Source organism: Tabrizicola sp. (genome assembly GCF_036781545.1).
GTDB lineage: Bacteria > Pseudomonadota > Alphaproteobacteria > Rhodobacterales > Rhodobacteraceae > Tabrizicola.
The window spans coordinates 94,588-110,638 of record NZ_DAIQAT010000001.1 but is presented as its reverse complement, the minus strand read 5'-3'; the positions used below and the strand labels follow the sequence as shown (position 1 = coordinate 110,638).

General features: G+C 66.4%; 15 protein-coding genes. 11 read left to right on the top strand and 4 right to left on the bottom strand.

All coding sequences use genetic code 11. The features are described 5' to 3' along the window. Positions 1–2: 2 nt before the first annotated feature. The 4 genes from V7Q39_RS00520 (at position 3) to V7Q39_RS00505 (ending at position 4,017) form a co-directional block, all read left to right on the top strand. The gene (locus V7Q39_RS00520) at positions 3–704 is read left to right on the top strand and encodes a GntR family transcriptional regulator (RefSeq protein WP_333814243.1); all 702 of its coding nucleotides are present in this window, start codon (positions 3–5) and stop codon (positions 702–704) included. 116 nt (positions 705–820) lie between these two features. After that, positions 821–1,780, top strand: a complete 960-nt coding sequence (locus V7Q39_RS00515; protein ID WP_333814242.1) for a dihydrodipicolinate synthase family protein — start codon at positions 821–823, stop codon at positions 1,778–1,780. A 1-nt stretch (position 1,781) separates the two neighbouring features. Further along, positions 1,782–3,014 carry an NAD(P)/FAD-dependent oxidoreductase gene (locus V7Q39_RS00510; RefSeq protein ID WP_333814241.1) on the top strand — a complete coding sequence of 411 codons (1,233 nt, stop codon included), beginning with the start codon at positions 1,782–1,784 and terminating at the stop codon, positions 3,012–3,014. A gap of 1 nt (position 3,015) precedes the next feature. Beyond that, positions 3,016–4,017 carry a 4-hydroxyproline epimerase gene (locus tag V7Q39_RS00505; RefSeq protein ID WP_333814240.1) on the top strand — a complete coding sequence of 334 codons (1,002 nt, stop codon included), beginning with the start codon at positions 3,016–3,018 and terminating at the stop codon, positions 4,015–4,017. Between the two features lie 201 nt (positions 4,018–4,218). On the opposite strand, the gene uvrC is transcribed toward V7Q39_RS00505, so the two are convergent. From uvrC to V7Q39_RS00485, 4 genes are all read right to left on the bottom strand, one after another. Continuing rightward, a complete protein-coding gene (uvrC, locus tag V7Q39_RS00500) occupies positions 4,219–6,087 on the bottom strand; it encodes an excinuclease ABC subunit UvrC (protein ID WP_333814239.1) in 1,869 nt (622 codons plus the stop codon). A gap of 299 nt (positions 6,088–6,386) precedes the next feature. Further along, the gene (locus V7Q39_RS00495; RefSeq protein WP_333814238.1) at positions 6,387–7,160 is read right to left on the bottom strand and encodes an SDR family oxidoreductase; all 774 of its coding nucleotides are present in this window, start codon (positions 7,158–7,160) and stop codon (positions 6,387–6,389) included. Next, positions 7,157–7,342 (bottom strand): hypothetical protein, encoded by a 186-nt coding sequence (locus V7Q39_RS00490; RefSeq protein ID WP_333814237.1) that lies wholly within the window; start codon positions 7,340–7,342, stop codon positions 7,157–7,159. The genes V7Q39_RS00495 and V7Q39_RS00490 overlap by 4 nt, the downstream gene beginning before the upstream one ends. Further along, on the bottom strand, positions 7,343–8,134 hold the full coding sequence (locus tag V7Q39_RS00485) for a S49 family peptidase (protein ID WP_333814236.1): 792 nt from the start codon (positions 8,132–8,134) through the stop codon (positions 7,343–7,345). A 60-nt stretch (positions 8,135–8,194) separates the two neighbouring features. Between V7Q39_RS00485 and V7Q39_RS00480 the strand changes: the two genes are divergently transcribed. From V7Q39_RS00480 to V7Q39_RS00450, 7 genes are all read left to right on the top strand, one after another. After that, positions 8,195–9,076: a LysR family transcriptional regulator gene (locus V7Q39_RS00480; RefSeq protein WP_333814285.1), complete on the top strand. Its 882-nt coding sequence runs from the start codon at positions 8,195–8,197 to the stop codon at positions 9,074–9,076. 90 nt (positions 9,077–9,166) lie between these two features. Next, on the top strand, positions 9,167–9,625 hold the full coding sequence (locus V7Q39_RS00475; protein ID WP_333814235.1) for a formate dehydrogenase subunit gamma: 459 nt from the start codon (positions 9,167–9,169) through the stop codon (positions 9,623–9,625). Further along, complete coding sequence (locus V7Q39_RS00470; protein WP_333814234.1) at positions 9,622–11,127, top strand: formate dehydrogenase beta subunit; 1,506 nt, start codon at positions 9,622–9,624, stop codon at positions 11,125–11,127. Before V7Q39_RS00475 ends, V7Q39_RS00470 begins: the two co-directional genes overlap by 4 nt. Then, on the top strand, positions 11,124–14,000 hold the full coding sequence (gene fdhF, locus V7Q39_RS00465; protein WP_333814233.1) for a formate dehydrogenase subunit alpha: 2,877 nt from the start codon (positions 11,124–11,126) through the stop codon (positions 13,998–14,000). Before V7Q39_RS00470 ends, fdhF begins: the two co-directional genes overlap by 4 nt. Further along, entirely contained in the window at positions 13,997–14,821 is an 825-nt protein-coding gene (gene fdhD / locus V7Q39_RS00460) for a formate dehydrogenase accessory sulfurtransferase FdhD (protein WP_333814232.1), read from the top strand. Before fdhF ends, fdhD begins: the two co-directional genes overlap by 4 nt. After that, positions 14,811–15,041, top strand: coding sequence for a formate dehydrogenase subunit delta (locus tag V7Q39_RS00455; RefSeq protein ID WP_333814231.1), 231 nt, complete (start codon positions 14,811–14,813; stop codon positions 15,039–15,041). Before fdhD ends, V7Q39_RS00455 begins: the two co-directional genes overlap by 11 nt. Positions 15,042–15,238: 197 nt before the next feature. Then, complete coding sequence (locus tag V7Q39_RS00450) at positions 15,239–15,985, top strand: pyrroline-5-carboxylate reductase (protein WP_333814230.1); 747 nt, start codon at positions 15,239–15,241, stop codon at positions 15,983–15,985. The last annotated feature ends 66 nt before the right edge of the window (positions 15,986–16,051 follow it).

Sequence of the window (16,051 nt, the reverse complement as noted above, 5' to 3'; positions counted from 1 at the left end):
GCATGTCCGATATAGAGGAAGCAGGTGAACGCAAGCGCGGCACTGGCGCGCGCTTCGTCTATGACACCTTGCGGGACGAGATCCTGAACCTGGTGCTGCAACCCGGTGAACCGATTGACGAAATCGGCCTGGCGGACCGGCTGAGCATGTCGCGCACCCCGATCCGCGAGGCACTGGTGCGGCTGGCGGGCGATGGGCTGGTGACGCTCTTGCCGAACCGCTCCACCGTGGTCTCGCAGATCGACTTTCCCAATCTGCATCATTTCTTCGACGCCCTGACGCTGATGTATCGCGTGACCACAAGGCTGGCGGCGCAGTTCCACGATGCGGCGGACCTTGCCGAAATTCGCGCCCGGCAGGAGGCTTTCGCCAAGGTGGTCCTCGCTGGGGATACGGCGGGGATGATCCAGTTGAACCGCGACTTCCATGTCGCCATCGCCGAAGCCGGGCGGAACCCCTATTACCTGCAACTCTTCTCGCGCCTCCTGGACGAAGGGCGGCGCATCATGCGGCTGTATTACTACCCCACCTTCGAGGCGCGCCTGCCGCATCCGTATATACAGGAGCACGAGGCGATCATCGCGGCCGTGGCGGCGCGGGATGTAGATACATGCGACCGGCTGGCGAAGGATCACGCCGACAAGATCGTCCGGCAGATCCAGGACATGATGGCCCGCGACCTGCGGCAGGATATCGAGCTCTGAACCAACTTCTGGTCTTGCGCATTGAAACCATGGGCAAAAATCTTGTCGACAAATAAAATGCAATCTATATCCTGTGCCGAGGATGCGGATTCGGCCGCCATAGGAGGATTGCAATCATGACGTCGGACATCTTCTCGGGAACGATCCCGGCCCTGATGACCCCTTGCAAGGCAGACCGCAGCCCGGACTTCGACACGCTGGTCGCCAAGGCGAAGCAGCTCGTCGGCCTCGGCATGTCCGCCGTGGTTTACTGCGGGTCGATGGGCGACTGGCCGCTTTTGACCACCGAACAGCGCATGGAAGGCGTGGAGCGGCTGGTGAAAGCCGGGATCAAGGTGGTCGTCGGCACCGGCGCGGTGAACACCGCCACTGCCGCCGCCATCGCCGCGCATGCCCAGAAGGTGGGCGCGCATGGGCTGATGGTGATCCCCCGCCTTCTGTCGCGCGGCACGGTGGTCGCGGCGCAGCGGGCGCATTTCAAGGCGGTGCTGTCCGCCGCGCCGAAGCTGCCTGCGGTGATCTACAACAGTCCCTATTACGGCTATTCCACCAAGGCCGACCTGTTCTTCCAGATCAGGGCCGAGCACCCGAATCTGGTCGGCTTCAAGGAATTCGGCGGCTATGCCGACCTGTCCTATGCCGCCGAGGCGATCACCGGGGCCGGCGCGGACCTGAAGCTGATGATCGGCGTCGATACGGCGGTCTACCACGGCTATGTCAACTGCAACGCCGATGGCGCGATCACCGGGATCGGCAACATCCTCCCGCGTGAGGTGCTGCATCTGGTCTCGCTCTGCCGCGCCGCGCAGAAGGGTGACGCCGAGGCGCGGCGGCTGGCTTATGAGCTGGACCAGGCGATGCAGGTTCTGTCGGAAGTCGACGCCGGGCCGGATCTGGTCTTGTTCTTCAAGCATATGATGGTCGTGCGGGGCGAGACAGCCTACACCCATCACTTCAACGAAGGCGATGCGCTGTCGGCCAGCCAGAAGGGCTTCATCGAGGCGCAGCTTCGCATGTTCGACGCCTGGTATGCGGATTGGGCGAAGCAGCCGGAGGCACGGAAATACGCCGCCTGATATGACGCGGGTCACCGTCATCGGCGCCGGGGTCATCGGGCTGTCTGCCGCCCTGATGGCGCAGGCGCGGGGGCTTTCCGTCACGGTGGTGGACCGCGAAGGTCCCGCGGCAGGGGCCTCGGCGGGGAATGCCGGGGCTTTCGCCTTCACCGACATCCTGCCACTGGCCTCGCCCGGTATCCTGCGCAAGGCGCCGAAATGGCTGCTGGACCCGCTGGGCCCGCTGACCATTCCGCCCGCCTATGCGCTGCAGATCGCGCCCTGGCTCTACCGCTTCTGGCGCGCTTGTTCGCCCCGCGCCGTCGCGGCCTCTACCACGGCCCAGACGGCGCTGATGGACCTGTCCCGGGCCGAGTTAGAGCCGTTTCTCGCCGTGACCGGCACGCTTCCGATGCTGCGCAAGGACGGCAACCTTCAGGTCTATGAGGGCGAGGCCGAGTTACAGGCGTCGCTTCCGGGCTGGCAGGCCCGGGAGGCACATGGGATCGAATTCCGCCATATGACGGCGGCCGAGATGGCAGGGGTGCAACCGGGTCTCTCGCCCCGCTTCACCCATGGCACCTTCACCCCCGGCTGGTATTCCATCGCCGATCCAAAGAACTATGTGCTGGCACTGGCGGAGCGATTCCAGGCCCAGGGCGGGACGATCCGGCGCGCCGAGGTGACGGGGCTGGAGCCGCGGGAGAGTGGCGTGTATATACGCACCAAAGGTGAGCCCTTGGCCGCCGACAAGGTCGTACTGGCCGCCGGGGCGTTCTCGCACCGGATCGCGGCGACGTTGGGCGAACGCATCCCGCTGGAAACCGAGCGCGGCTACAATACCACCCTGCCGCCCGACGCGCTGGACCTGCGCTGTCAGGTGACGTTCGGCGGCCACGGCTTCGTGGTCTCGCGCCTGTCGACCGGTATCCGGGTGGGCGGTGCGGTGGAGCTTGGGGGCCTGTCGCTGCCGCCGAACTACAAGAGGTCCGAAGCCATGCTCCGGAAAGCGAAGGCTTTTCTGCCAGGCCTGAAGACCGAAGGCGGCACGCAATGGATGGGCTTCCGTCCCTCGCTGCCCGACAGCCTGCCCGCGATTGGCCGGTCGAAAGCCACGCCGAATGTGATCCATGCCTTCGGCCACGGCCACCTCGGCCTGACCCAAAGCGCGGGGACGGCGCGGCTGGTGGCCGACCTTCTGACCGGGGCGCCGCCCGCGCTGGACCTGACCCCTTTCTCGCCGCAAAGGTTTTGACATGGCCGTATATACATTCTCCTGCCTCGACGGACACACCTGCGGCAACCCGGTGCGGCTGGTCTCGGGCGGCGGACCGCGCCTGCAGGGGGCGACCATGCTGGAGCGGCGGGCGCATTTCCTGAAGGATTACGACTGGATACGGACCGGCCTCATGTTCGAGCCGAGGGGGCATGACATGATGTCCGGCTCCATCCTCTACCCGCCGACCCGCGAGGATTGCGACGTTGGCGTGCTGTTCATCGAGACCTCCGGCTGCCTGCCGATGTGTGGCCACGGCCTGATCGGGACGGTGACCATGGGGATCGAAAATGGCCTCATCACCCCGCGCGAGCCGGGGCGGCTGGCGGTGGATGCTCCTGCCGGGCGGGTCGAGGTTTCGTATATACAGGAGGACCGGTTCGTCGAGGAGGTTCGGCTGACCAACGTGCCGGGATTCCTTTATGCAGAAGGGCTTACGGCAGAAGTCGAGGGTCTGGGCGAGGTGGTGGTGGACGTGGCCTATGGCGGCAACTTCTATGCCATCGTCGAGCCGCAGAAGGCCTTCCGCGATATGGCGGACCATACGGCGGGTGAGCTGGTGGGCTGGTCGCCGAAGCTGCGGGCGGCGCTGAATGCGAAGTATGAATTCGTGCATCCCGAGCATCCGGCGATCAAAGGGTTGAGCCATATCCTTTGGACCGGCAAGCCGACGGTTCCGGGCGCCCATGCCCGCAACGCCGTGTTTTATGGGGAAAAAGCCATCGACCGGAGCCCCTGCGGGACCGGAACCTCGGCCCGGATGGCGCAGCTGGCGGCGAAGGGGAAGCTGGCGGTGGGGGACGAGTTCCACCACGAAAGCATCATCGGCTCGATCTTCAAGGGGCGGGTCGAGGCGTCCGCGACGGTGGCGGGGCGAGAGGCGATCGTGCCCTCCATCGCCGGCTGGGCGCGGCAGACGGGGATCAACACGATCTTCATCGACGACCGGGACCCGTTCGCGCATGGGTTCGTGGTGAAATAGCCGCTGGCCGGGCGTTCTGTGTGTTAGGTCAACGGGTTGGCGGGGCGCGATGCGTCTGGAAACCGTATGGATCGCGTCTGGATTCCGTCCATACGCGCGTCTGGCGGTTTTGGTGTTAACCACTCCGGGCGAATCGGGGGCTGTCCCCCCTTCTCCGCTCTCCCCGCGCGGATGGTCGGTTGGCCCCCACCCTGCGAAAACCTACCCTTTCGCCGAGAAGTAATCCGCGATGGTCTTGGCCATGGCCTCGGAAATCCCGTCCACCGCCTGCAAATCTGCCACCCCGGCCCGGGCGACCGCCTTGGCGCTGCCGAAATGTTGCAGGAGCGCGCGTTTGCGGGTGGCGCCGATGCCGGGAATGTCGTCCAGCGGCGTCAGGCTGACCGCCTTCGCGCGTTTGGCGCGGTGGGCGCCGATGGCCCAGCGGTGCGCCTCATCCCGCAGGCGCTGGATGAAGTAGAGTACGGGGTCGTTCCGTTGCAAGGCGAAGGGGCGTTCGCCGGGGCGGTGGAATTCCTCTTTCCCGGCGTCGCGGTCAATGCCTTTCGCCACGCCGACCATGGCGATGTCGTCCACCCCAAGCTCGGCCATGATCCCGGCCACGGCGGAGACCTGCCCGGCGCCGCCGTCGATCAGCAGGAGGTCGGGCCACATCTCGGTCTTCCGCTCGGGGTCTTCCTTGAGGAGACGCTCGAAGCGGCGGGTCAGGACTTCCCTCATCATGCCAAAGTCGTCGGAGTTCGCCCCGGCCTCGGATTTGATGTTGAACTTGCGGTATTGCGACTTCAGGAAGCCATCCGGCCCGGCGACGATCATTCCCCCGACGGCATGGGCGCCCTGGATATGGGAGTTGTCGTAGACCTCGATCCGCTGCGGCGGGGCGTCGAGGTCGAAGGCTTCGGCCAGGCCCGCCAGCAGCTTGTTCTGGGTGGTCGACTCGGCCATCCGGCGGGCGAGGCTTTCGCGGGCGTTCCGCACCGCGTTTTCCACAAGCTCGGCCTTCTCGCCGCGCTGGGGCACGGCAAGCTCCACCTTGCGGCCCGCCCGCACCGCAAGCGCTTCGGCCACCAGGTCGGGGTTGTCGACGGGGTGGGACAGCAGGATCAGGCGGGGCGGCTCCTTGTCGTCGTAGAACTGGGTGAGGAAGGCCTCCATGATCTCGGGCGCTTCGGCCCCGGCCCCGGTCTTGGGGTAGAAGTCGCGGTTGCCCCAGCTTTGGTTGGCGCGGATGAAGAAGACCTGCACGCAGGCCTGCCCCTGTTCGAGGTGAAGCGCGACCACATCGGCCTCGGTCACACCTTGCGGGTTGATGCCCTGGCTCTGCTGGATCTGGGTCAGCGCCTTGATCCGGTCGCGCAGTGCGGCGGCGCGTTCGAACTCCATCGCTTCCGAGGCCTGCGCCATGTCGCGGGCGAGGTTGGCCTGGACCGAGGTGGTCTTGCCTTCGAGGAACCGCTCGGCGTCGGCGACGAGGTCGGCATAGCCTTCTTCGCTGATCTTGCCGACGCAGGGGGCGGAGCAGCGCTTGATCTGGTATTGCAGGCAGGGGCGGGTGCGGGACTCAAACATGCTGTCCGAGCAGTTCCGCAAGAGGAAGACCTTCTGCAACTGGTTCAGCGTGCGGTTCACCGCGCCCGCGCTGGCGAAGGGGCCGAAATAGGCGCCCTTCTCGGACTTCTTGCCGCGGTGCTTCTTGATCTGCGGATAGGGATGCTCGGCCGAGATCAGGATGTTCGGGAAGCTCTTGTCGTCGCGCAGGAGCACATTGTAGCGCGGCTTCAGCTGCTTGATGAGGTTCTGTTCCAGCAGCAGCGCCTCAAGTTCCGTCCGCGTGGTCAGGAACATCATCGAGGCGGTTTCGTGGATCATCCGGGCGATCCGACCGGAGTGGCCGGACGGGCGGGCATAATTGGTGACGCGCGCCTTCAGGTTGCGCGCCTTGCCGACATACAGCACCTCGGAGGCCGCGTTCAGCATCCGGTAAACCCCCGGCGAACCGTCGAGAGTGCGGAGGTAATCCTGGATCACCTCATGTCCGGTGCGGGGTTTTGGATCCGTGAGTTCGGGCATGGTCTGCGGTCTGTCGATTCTTGGGTGGGCTGCCACCGAAGGGGGGCGGTGGCAAGAGCAAAGCTGTCCACGGAATCTGGGGATAACTCTGCGGAGAAGATTTCAGGAGTGCGGATTTTCCCTTGTTTTCGGCCCGGTTCGTGAAGTTGCCTATTTTTTAGGCAATTTAGGAAGTCATTGATTTTACTGGAAAGATTTTCTTGGCCGACGCAAATCCCTGAAATCTCAAGTGAATCATGACGATCTTGTGACGGCGGCGTGAGAAGTGGACAAGTTGACGCGGGGTTGCTTTGGAAAGCCTATTCCACGCCCAGAACGTCGGGGGTTTTCCAGCCCAGATGCTGGCCGCCATCCACCGCGACGAACTGGCCTGTGACGCCCGGGCTGTCGAGGAAGAACCCCAGCGCGGCGGTGATGTCCTGCGGGTTCGCGCCCCGGCCCAGAACGGTTGCGGCGCGCTGGCGGGCGAAGTGGGTTTCGCTCTGGCGGGAACCCCTCAGGGTTGGGCCCGGGCCGATGGCGTTGACGCGGATGTTCGGTGCAAGGCCCTGGGCGGCGGTCTGCGTCAGGGCCCAGAGGCCCATCTTGGCGATGGTATAGGTGGAGAATTCGGGCGTCAGCTTCAGGATGCGCTGGTCGATCATGTTGACGATCAGGCCCTGGGCGAGGGGTTCGCCGTTTTCGTCCGTGGTGGCCGCGGGGCACTGGCGCGCGAAGGCTTGGGTCAGGACGTAAGGAGCGCGCAGGTTCGATTCGATGTGCCGGTCCCAGCCCTGGCGGGTAGAGGTGTCGATCCGGTCATACTCAAAGATCGAGGCGCTGTTGACCAGCACGGCAAGCGGGCCGAGCGCGGCGGTCGCGGCGGGGATCAGCGCCTGGACTTGCGCTTCCTGCAACAGGTCGGCGTGGAAGGCCTGCGCCTTGCGGCCCAGGGCGCGGATCTCGGCGACCGTGGCCTCGGCCTCTTCTGCCGAGGAGGCATAGTGGATCGCCACGTCATGGCCCCGACCCGCCAGATACAGCGCCATCGCCCGGCCCAGCCGCCTGGCCCCGCCCGTCACCAGCGCCGTCATTTCGCGCGTCCCCCGCAGCTGCAGGTCTTTTCCCCGATCAGGTAGCGCCCGCATCTGCCGCAGCGCGGCGCCCCCGGACGTTTCCGCAGCACGCGGGGGAGGGCGGAGGGAAAGAGCGCGCGGCCGATGAAGGCGATCAGCGCCATGAATCCGAGGAAGACGATGATGACCTTGACCAGCATCTAGAGACCGTATCGCGCCCAGAGCGCCCGATCCTCGACCGCGCCGAGGGTTTCGTCGAGGAAAGAGAGGCCAAGGCGCTGGAACAGGCTGCGCTTGCGGCCGAGGGGGAGGAGCTTCACCTTTTCACCGTAGAGGTCCTTCAGCTTCGGCACCATATGGGCGACACCGTCGGTCAGGCCAAGGTCGACCGATTGCTGCCCGACCCAGATGTCGGCGTTGAAGAGGTCGGCGGTATCGTTCAGCCGGATGCCCCGACTGCGCCGGACATGGTCGATGAAGGCTTGGTGGATCGGGGTCTGCAAGGCCTTGAGGCGTTCGATGTCTTCGGCTTTCTGCGGCAGGAACGGGTCGGCAAAGCTTTTCGACCGGCCCGCCGTGACCACGCGACGCTCGACCCCTTGCCGGGCCATCAGTTCGGGGAAGCCGAAGCTGGCGAAGATCACGCCGATGGAGCCGACGATGCTGCTGGGGTCGACCCAGATCTCATCCGCCGCGCAGGCCAGCCAGTAGCCGCCCGAGGCCGCGACATCCTCGACGAAGGCATGGACGGGGATGTTCTTTTCGTCTGCCAGACGCCGGATGCGGGCGGCGATCAGGGACGATTGCACCGCCGAGCCTCCGGGCGAGTTGATGGCGAGCGCCACAGCCACCGGCTTCGACTTGAACGCCTTGTCGATAAGCGGGGCCAGCGCCTCGTCGTTCAGCGACCGGGTGCCGGTGCCGATGGTGCCCGAAAGGCGGATCACCGGGACGAGGGCGGGTTTCGGCAGGAAGGGGATGAAGCGGCGCATGGGCCAGAGGTAAGGCCTATGGGGCTTGCGGGCAAGGGCGCGGCGCGGCAGGGTTCGGGGATGATCGACAAGCTGGAAATGTTCATCGCGCTGGCGAAGGAGCGGCATTTCGGCCGCGCGGCCGAGGCCTGCGGGGTGACGCAGCCCTCGCTGTCGTCGGCGATCCGGCAGCTGGAGGACCAGCTGGGCGTGCAGCTGGTGTTCCGTGGCAGCCGCTTCCAGGGCCTGACGCCCGAAGGCCAGCGGGTGCTGGACCGGGCGCTGGGCATCGTCGGCGACGTCCGTGCGCTGAAGGACGAAATGCGGGTGGTGCGCACGGGCCTCTCGGGCAATCTGCGGATCGGGGTGATCCCCACCGCCCTGCCGATGGTGGCAGACCTGACCGGCCCCTTCACCCAGAAGCATCCGAACGTGCGGGTGTCGATCCTGTCGCGGACCAGCGTGGAGATCCTGACCGGGATCGAGGCCTTGGATCTGGAGGCGGGGATCACCTATCTGGACAACGAGCCGCTGGGCCGGGTGTCGCAGGTGCCGCTTTATACCGAGTTCTATCGCCTGCTGATCGCGCCGGGGTCGGAGTTGGCGGGACGGCGCCAGGTCAGCTGGAACGACCTTTCGGTGATACCGCTGTGTCTTCTGACCTCGGACATGCAGAACCGGCGGATCGTCAACCAGCATCTGGGCGAGGCGGGGGTGGATGCGGTGCCGATGATCGAGTCGAACTCGACCATGGCGCTGATGGCGCATGTGCTGACCGGGCGCTGGGCTTCCGTGGTGCCGAAGAAGCTGGCCGACATGTTCGTGGCCGACGGGCGGTTGCATTCGATTCCCATCGTCGAGCCCGAGGCAGAGCATTCGGTGGGCCTGATCGCCGCGCGGCGCGATCCGCAGACCCCGGTCCTGCAGGCGTTGGTCGATGAAGCGGTCCGGTTGTTTCGATAGTTTATGCCTATCGTTTGACGACACATCTGTATTGAAAATGCTATCAATCTGCCTATGACTGTATAGACGCCAGCCACAGGTCCGCCCGCAATGCTTGATTCTGCCGATCAATCCGACCGGATTGCTGAAATCCTCGAAGCCCATCTCGGGCTTGAAGGTCCCCTGCTGCCCATCCTGCACGCGATTCAGGAGGCGTTCGGCTATGTCCCTGACAGTGCCGTGCCGCAGATCGCGGCGGCCTTGACGCTGTCGAAGGCGGAAGTGCATGGGGTGATCAGCTTCTACCACGATTTCCGGGCGAAACCGGCAGGGCGCCATGTGCTGAAACTGTGCCGGGCCGAGTCCTGCCAGACCATGGGCGCGGATGCGGTGGCGGACCGGATCAAGCGGGCGCTGGGGATCGACTGGCACGAGACGACGGCCGATGGCCGCGTGACGCTGGAGCCGGTGTTCTGCCTGGGCCTGTGCGCCTGCGGACCGGCGGCGATGGTGGACGGGCGGCTGGTCGGTCGCTGTGACGAGGGGATCGTCGCGGAGGTGGCGCAATGAAGATCTACGTTCCTCTCGATTCCGCCGCGGTGGCGCTTGGCGCCGACAAGCTGGTTTCCGCGATCCAGGCCGAGGGCGCACGGCGCGGCGTGACGGTGGACGTTGTCCGCAACGGCAGCCGCGGGATGATCTGGCTGGAGCCGCTGGTCGAGGTGGTGGGATCCGAGGGCCGTCTGGGCTTCGGGCCGATGACGGTGGCGGACGTGCCGGGCCTCTTCGGCGATCTCTTCGCGCATCCCAAGGCGCTGGGGCTGGTCGAGGAACTGCCCTGGATGAAGGGCCAGACCCGTCTGACCTTCGCCCGCGTCGGCGTGATCGACCCGCTGTCGCTGGAAGAGTACCGCGCGCATGGCGGCCTTGCCGGGCTGGAGCGCGCGAAGGGCATGACCAAGGCCGAGATCGTCGCCGAGGTGACGGAGTCGGGCCTGCGCGGCCGCGGCGGCGCGGGCTTCCCGACGGGGATCAAGTGGAAGACAGTTTCCGAAGCGCCGGGCGAGCAGAAATACATCGTCTGCAACGCGGATGAGGGCGACAGTGCCACCTTCGCCGACCGGATGCTGATGGAGGGCGACCCCTTCACCCTGATCGAGGGCATGGCGATCGCCGGGCTGGCCTGCGGGGCGACCAAGGGCTATGTCTATATCCGCAGCGAATACCCAGTGGCGATCCGGGTGATGGAAGCCGCCGTCCGCATCGGGCGCGAGGCTGGCGTCCTTGGCCCGGTCTTCGACATGGAAATCCGCACCGGCGCCGGGGCCTATGTCTGCGGCGAGGAGACGTCGCTTCTGAACTCGCTGGAAGGCAAGCGCGGCGTGGTCCGTGCCAAGCCGCCGCTGCCTGCCCTGCAGGGCTTCCTGGGCCGTCCGACCGTGGTGAACAACGTCATCTCGCTGGCCTCGGTGCCGGTGATCATGGCCAGGGGCGCGGCCTACTACAAGGACTTCGGCCTTGGCCGGTCGCGCGGCACGATCCCGCTGCAGATTGCCGGGAACGTGAAGCATGGCGGGCTCTACGAGGTCGCCTTCGGCCTGACCCTGGGCCAGATCGTCAACGAGATCGGCGGCGGCACGGCGACGGGCCGCCCGGTCAAGGCGGTGCAGGTCGGCGGGCCGCTGGGCGCCTGGTTCCCGGTGTCGCTGTTCGACACGCCCTTCGGCTACGAGGAATTCGCGGGCAAGGACGGCCTCATCGGCCACGCCGGCCTGACCATCGCCGACGATACGGTGGACATGCTGGCCATGGCCCGTTTCGCGATGGAGTTCTGCGCCATCGAAAGCTGCGGCAAATGCACCCCCTGCCGGATCGGATCGACCCGCGGGGTCGAGACGCTGGACCGGCTGGCGCGCGGCGATACCAGCGCGATTCCGCTGATCACCGATCTTTGCAACACGATGAAGGCCGGGTCGCTTTGCGCGCTCGGTGGCTTCACCCCATATCCGGTGCTGAGCGCACTCACCCATTTCCCCGATGACTTCGTCCATGCGAAGGAGGCCGCCGAATGAAAGACTTCATCATCCCCGACCGCGATTTCGGCACCCCTGCCGCGAAGTCCAAGGCGATGGTCACGCTGGAGATCGACGGCTTCGAAGTGACGGTGCCCGAAGGCACCAGTATCATGCGGGCCGCGAACGAGATCGGGATTTCGGTGCCGAAGCTCTGCGCGACCGATTCGGTCGATGCCTTCGGCTCGTGCCGGCTGTGCCTGGTCGAGATCGAGGGGCGGAACGGCACCCCTGCCTCCTGCACCACGCCGGTCGCGCCGGGGATCAAGGTCCATACCCAGACCGGCAAGCTGAAGCAGCTGCGCCGCGGGGTGATGGAGCTTTATATCTCCGACCACCCGCTGGACTGCCTGACCTGCGCCGCGAACGGCGATTGCGAGCTGCAGGACATGGCGGGGGCCGTGGGCCTGCGCGATGTACGCTATGATGCGGTGGACACCCATTTCCGCGCCCGGGACACCAGCGGCGAGGCCAACCTGCAATGGCTGCCGAAGGACGATTCGAACCCCTATTTCACGTATGACCCGGCGAAATGCATCGTCTGCTCGCGCTGCGTCCGGGCTTGCGAGGAAGTGCAGGGCACCTTCGCGCTGACCATCGAGGGCCGGGGCTTCGACAGCCGCGTGTCCTTTGGGGCGAAGACCGACAATGCGCTGGCCTCGGACTGCGTCAGCTGCGGCGCCTGCGTGCAGGCCTGCCCGACGGCGACGCTGAGCGAGAAGTCGGTGATCGAGATCGGGACGCCCGACCGTTCCATCATCACCACCTGCGCCTATTGCGGCGTGGGCTGCAGCTTCAAGGCCGAGATGCGCGGCGACGAGCTGGTGCGGATGACGCCCTACAAGCACGGCAAGGCCAACCGCGGCCACAGCTGCGTGAAGGGCCGCTTCGCCTATGGCTATGCCACGCACAAGGAGCGCATCCTGAAGCCGATGATCCGCGACAGCATCGACGATCCCTGGCAGGAGGTCAGCTGGGCCGAGGCGATGGAATTCGCCGCCAACCGGATGAAGGGCATCCAGGCGAAATACGGGCGGAATTCGGTGGGGGTGATCACCTCCAGCCGCTGCACGAACGAGGAGACCTACCTCGTCCAGAAGCTGACCCGCGCCGTGTTCATGAACAACAACACCGATACTTGCGCCCGGGTCTGCCATTCGCCCACCGGCTATGGTCTGGGCCAGACCTTCGGCACCTCGGCGGGGACGCAGGACTTCGATTCGGTCGAGGATGCGGACGTGATCATGGTGATCGGCGCCAACCCGTCCGCCGCCCACCCGGTCTTCGCCAGCCGGATGAAGAAGCGGCTGCGCAAGGGTGCGAAGCTGATCGTCGTCGACCCGCGCCGGACGGAAACGGTGGAGGGGCCGCATTACAAGGCGGCGCATCACCTGGCGCTGACGCCCGGCACCAACGTGGCGGTGGTTTCGGCGCTGGCGCATGTCATCGTGACCGAGAAGCTCTACGACGAAGACTTCATCCGCACCCGCTGCGACTGGGATGAATTCCAGGATTACGCCGAGTTCATCAGCCAACCCAACCACTCGCCCGAAGCGGTGCAGATGGTGACGGGTGTCCCGCCCGAAGAGCTGCGCAAGGCGGCGCGGCTTTACGCGACCGGCGGCAATGCGGCGATCTACTACGGGCTGGGCGTGACGGAACACAGCCAGGGGTCGACCACCGTGATCGGCATTGCCAACCTCGCCATGCTGACCGGCAACATCGGCCGGCGCGGCGTGGGGGTGAACCCGCTGCGCGGCCAGAACAACGTGCAGGGCTCCTGCGACATGGGGTCCTTCCCGCATGAGCTGCCGGGCTACCGTCATGTGAAGAACCCGGAAGTCCGCGCGATCTATGAGGCGGCCTGGGGTGTGACCATCGACCCGGAACCCGGCCTGCGCATCCCGAACATGCTGGACGCGGCGGTCGAGGGCAGCTTCAAGGGCCTCTACTGCCAGGGCGAGGACATCCTGCAATCCGACCCCGACACCCACCACGTCGCGGCCGGGCTGGCGGCGATGGAATGTGTCATCGTCCACGACCTGTTCCTGAACGAGACGGCAAACTACGCACATGTGTTCTTCCCCGGCTCGTCCTTCCTGGAAAAGGACGGCACCTTCACCAACGCCGAGCGGCGGATCAACATGGTCCGCAAGGTGATGGCGCCGAAACAGGGCTATGCCGACTGGGAAGTGACCCAGATGTTCGCCAATGCGATGGGCGCCAATTGGGGCTACACGCATCCCAGCCAGATCATGGAAGAGATCGCCATGACCACGCCCAGCTTTGCGGGCGTGACCTATGAAAAGATCGAGACCATGGGTTCGGTGCAGTGGCCCTGCAACGACAAGGCGCCGGAAGGCACGCCCCTGATGCACATCGACGGCTTCGTGCGCGGCAAGGGCAAGTTCATCCGCACCGAATATGTGGCGACGGACGAGAAGACCGGGCCGCGCTTCCCGCTGCTGCTGACCACCGGGCGGATCCTGTCGCAGTACAACGTCGGTGCGCAGACGCGGCGGACCGAGAACGTTGTCTGGCATGATCAGGATCTTCTGGAGATCAACCCGCACGACGCCGAGAACCGGGGCGTGCGCGAGGGCGACTGGGTTCGTCTGGCCAGCCGGTCGGGCGAGACGACGCTGCGGGCGACGATCACCGACAAGGTTTCGCCCGGCGTGGTCTACACAACCTTCCACCACCCGGACACGCAGGCCAACGTCATCACCACCGATTTCTCGGACTGGGCGACCAACTGCCCGGAATACAAGGTGACGGCGGTGCAGGTCGCTCCTTCCAACGGTCCGTCCGAGTGGCAGGAGGAATACAACGCCCAGGCCGCCCTTTCGCGCCGGATTCTGGCGGCGGAATGAACGGCGCCCCGACCGGAGCACGCGCCACGCCCCGGCTGGTGTTCGGTCCCTCGGTCGCGCCGGGGGCCCATCCCGGCCAGCGGGTGCTGCCCGAGGAGGTGGCGGTCGCGCTGTCGTTCAACGGGACGACGCAGGCGGTGATGATGGCCACCCCGGCGGATCTGGAGGATTTCGGGCTGGGCTTCGCGCTGACCGAGGGGATCGCCGGGCCGGAGGATATCCTCTCGGTCGACGTCGAGGAGATCCCCCGCGGCCGTGACGTGCAGGTCTGGCTGAAACCCGAGGCCGAGGCGCGTCTGGCGGCGCGGCGGCGGGTGATGGCCGGGCCGGTGGGCTGCGGGTTGTGCGGGATCGACAGCATCGACCAGGCTTTGCGCGAGGTGCCGGTGGTGGCGCCTTCGGCCTTCCGGGTGACCCCGGCGCAGGTGCTGGCGGCGGTGGCGGCCCTGCCGGGCGAGCAGCGGCTGCACGATGCGACCCGGGCGGTGCATGGCGCGGCGTTCTGGAACGGGCGGGTGCTTCTGGCGCGGGAAGACGTGGGGCGGCACAATGCGCTGGACAAGCTGGTCGGCGGGATGGTCCGGCAGGGTATCGGGCCGGAGGGAGCTGTTGTCCTCACCTCTCGCGTGTCCACCGACATGGTCCAGAAGGTCGCCATGCTGGGCGCGCCGGTGATCATCGCGGTCTCGGCGCCCACGGTGGCGGCGGTGGAACTGGCCGAGCGGGCGGGGATCATGCTGGTCGCGCTGGCGAAGGGCGAGAGGTTCGAAGTCTTCTCGCATACGGATCGTTTGATGACGGAGGGGGCCCATGTCGGCTGAAAAGATCACGCGGATGGCGAACCAGATCGCGCAGTTCATGGAATCGAAGCCCCATGCCGAGGGGGTGGCGATGCTCGCCTCGCATATCAACGACTTCTGGGACCCGCGGATGCGGCGGGAGCTGTTCGCGCTTCTGGACGCGGGCGGGGCGGGGTTCCGGCCCCTGGTGCTGGAGGCCGCGGCGGCGATCCGGCGGCCTGCGGCAGAGGCGGCGGCCTGAGCTGCCCGCGCGCGGGCAGGGATTCGGATACAGCGATTTCAACGGGTTGCGCTCGGGCGTTCAGGAAAGCTTAACGCTTTCCCGATGGTGACACGCGGGCGTCGGGCGGCCTTATCGGACCCGGAGCGCCTTTCGGGATTGAAGCCCCGCATCCTTTCCACGACGCTGTGCCGCGAGGACAGACGAAAGGGGGCCACATGCGGCTGGGATTCATCGGGACGGGCACGATGGCGGCGGCGATGGTCGAGGGGCTGGGCGGCGGCGTGGTCCTGTCCCCGCGCGGGGCGGCGGTCGCGGCGGACCTGGCCCGGCGTTTCCCCGGCGTGACGGTGGCGGCAAGCAACCAGGCCGTGGTCGACCAGTGCGACATGGTGGTGCTGACGATCCGCCCGCAGGTTGCCGAGGAGGTCGTCCGCGCCCTGCGCGTCCGGCCCGGGCAGAAGGTGCTGAGCCTGGTGGCTGCGACGCAAGTCGAGACGATCCGCGACTGGGTCGGGCTGGATGTGCCCGTCACCCGCGCGGTTCCCTTGCCCTTCGTGGCGCAACGGCGTTGCGTGACGCCGATCTTTCCGCCAGACCCCGAGGTCGCGGCGCTGTTCGACCGGCTGGGCCAGGCGGTCGAATGCCGGACGATTGCGGAGTTCGACCTGCTGGCGGTGGGCTCTGCCCTGATGGGCAGCTATTTCGGCCTGCTGGAGGTGGCGCAGGGCTGGCTGGAGGAACAGGGCCTGCCCGAAGCGGCGGCCCGCAGCTATCTGGCCGGGCTCTTCGCCAATCTCGGCACCGTGGCCGAAGCCAGCCCGAAGAGCTTTGCCGCCTTGCGGGAGGAGCATTCGACACGCGGCGGGCTGAACGAGCAGATGTTCCGCGTCTTCGATACGGCGGGTGGGGCCGAGGCCTTGCGGATGGCGCTGAGCCAGGTCCTGGCACGGGTGCGGGGGTGACGCAGGGATCGCCACGGGTCTGACCCAGAGCCTCTCCTTTACCCGCGAGGCCCCGGATCACGTCCG

What these genes read in the sequence shown, in the direction of transcription:
- V7Q39_RS00520 (WP_333814243.1), top strand. Translation starts at nt 3, where the DNA reads ATGTCCGATATAGAGGAAGCAGGTGAACGCAAGCGCGGCACTGGCGCG.
- V7Q39_RS00515 (WP_333814242.1), top strand. Translation starts at nt 821, where the DNA reads ATGACGTCGGACATCTTCTCGGGAACGATCCCGGCCCTGATGACCCCT.
- V7Q39_RS00510 (WP_333814241.1), top strand. Translation starts at nt 1,782, where the DNA reads ATGACGCGGGTCACCGTCATCGGCGCCGGGGTCATCGGGCTGTCTGCC.
- V7Q39_RS00505 (WP_333814240.1), top strand. Translation starts at nt 3,016, where the DNA reads ATGGCCGTATATACATTCTCCTGCCTCGACGGACACACCTGCGGCAAC.
- uvrC (WP_333814239.1), bottom strand. Translation starts at nt 6,087, where the DNA reads ATGCCCGAACTCACGGATCCAAAACCCCGCACCGGACATGAGGTGATC.
- V7Q39_RS00495 (WP_333814238.1), bottom strand. Translation starts at nt 7,160, where the DNA reads ATGACGGCGCTGGTGACGGGCGGGGCCAGGCGGCTGGGCCGGGCGATG.
- V7Q39_RS00490 (WP_333814237.1), bottom strand. Translation starts at nt 7,342, where the DNA reads ATGCTGGTCAAGGTCATCATCGTCTTCCTCGGATTCATGGCGCTGATC.
- V7Q39_RS00485 (WP_333814236.1), bottom strand. Translation starts at nt 8,134, where the DNA reads ATGCGCCGCTTCATCCCCTTCCTGCCGAAACCCGCCCTCGTCCCGGTG.
- V7Q39_RS00480 (WP_333814285.1), top strand. Translation starts at nt 8,195, where the DNA reads ATGATCGACAAGCTGGAAATGTTCATCGCGCTGGCGAAGGAGCGGCAT.
- V7Q39_RS00475 (WP_333814235.1), top strand. Translation starts at nt 9,167, where the DNA reads ATGCTTGATTCTGCCGATCAATCCGACCGGATTGCTGAAATCCTCGAA.
- V7Q39_RS00470 (WP_333814234.1), top strand. Translation starts at nt 9,622, where the DNA reads ATGAAGATCTACGTTCCTCTCGATTCCGCCGCGGTGGCGCTTGGCGCC.
- fdhF (WP_333814233.1), top strand. Translation starts at nt 11,124, where the DNA reads ATGAAAGACTTCATCATCCCCGACCGCGATTTCGGCACCCCTGCCGCG.
- fdhD (WP_333814232.1), top strand. Translation starts at nt 13,997, where the DNA reads ATGAACGGCGCCCCGACCGGAGCACGCGCCACGCCCCGGCTGGTGTTC.
- V7Q39_RS00455 (WP_333814231.1), top strand. Translation starts at nt 14,811, where the DNA reads ATGTCGGCTGAAAAGATCACGCGGATGGCGAACCAGATCGCGCAGTTC.
- V7Q39_RS00450 (WP_333814230.1), top strand. Translation starts at nt 15,239, where the DNA reads ATGCGGCTGGGATTCATCGGGACGGGCACGATGGCGGCGGCGATGGTC.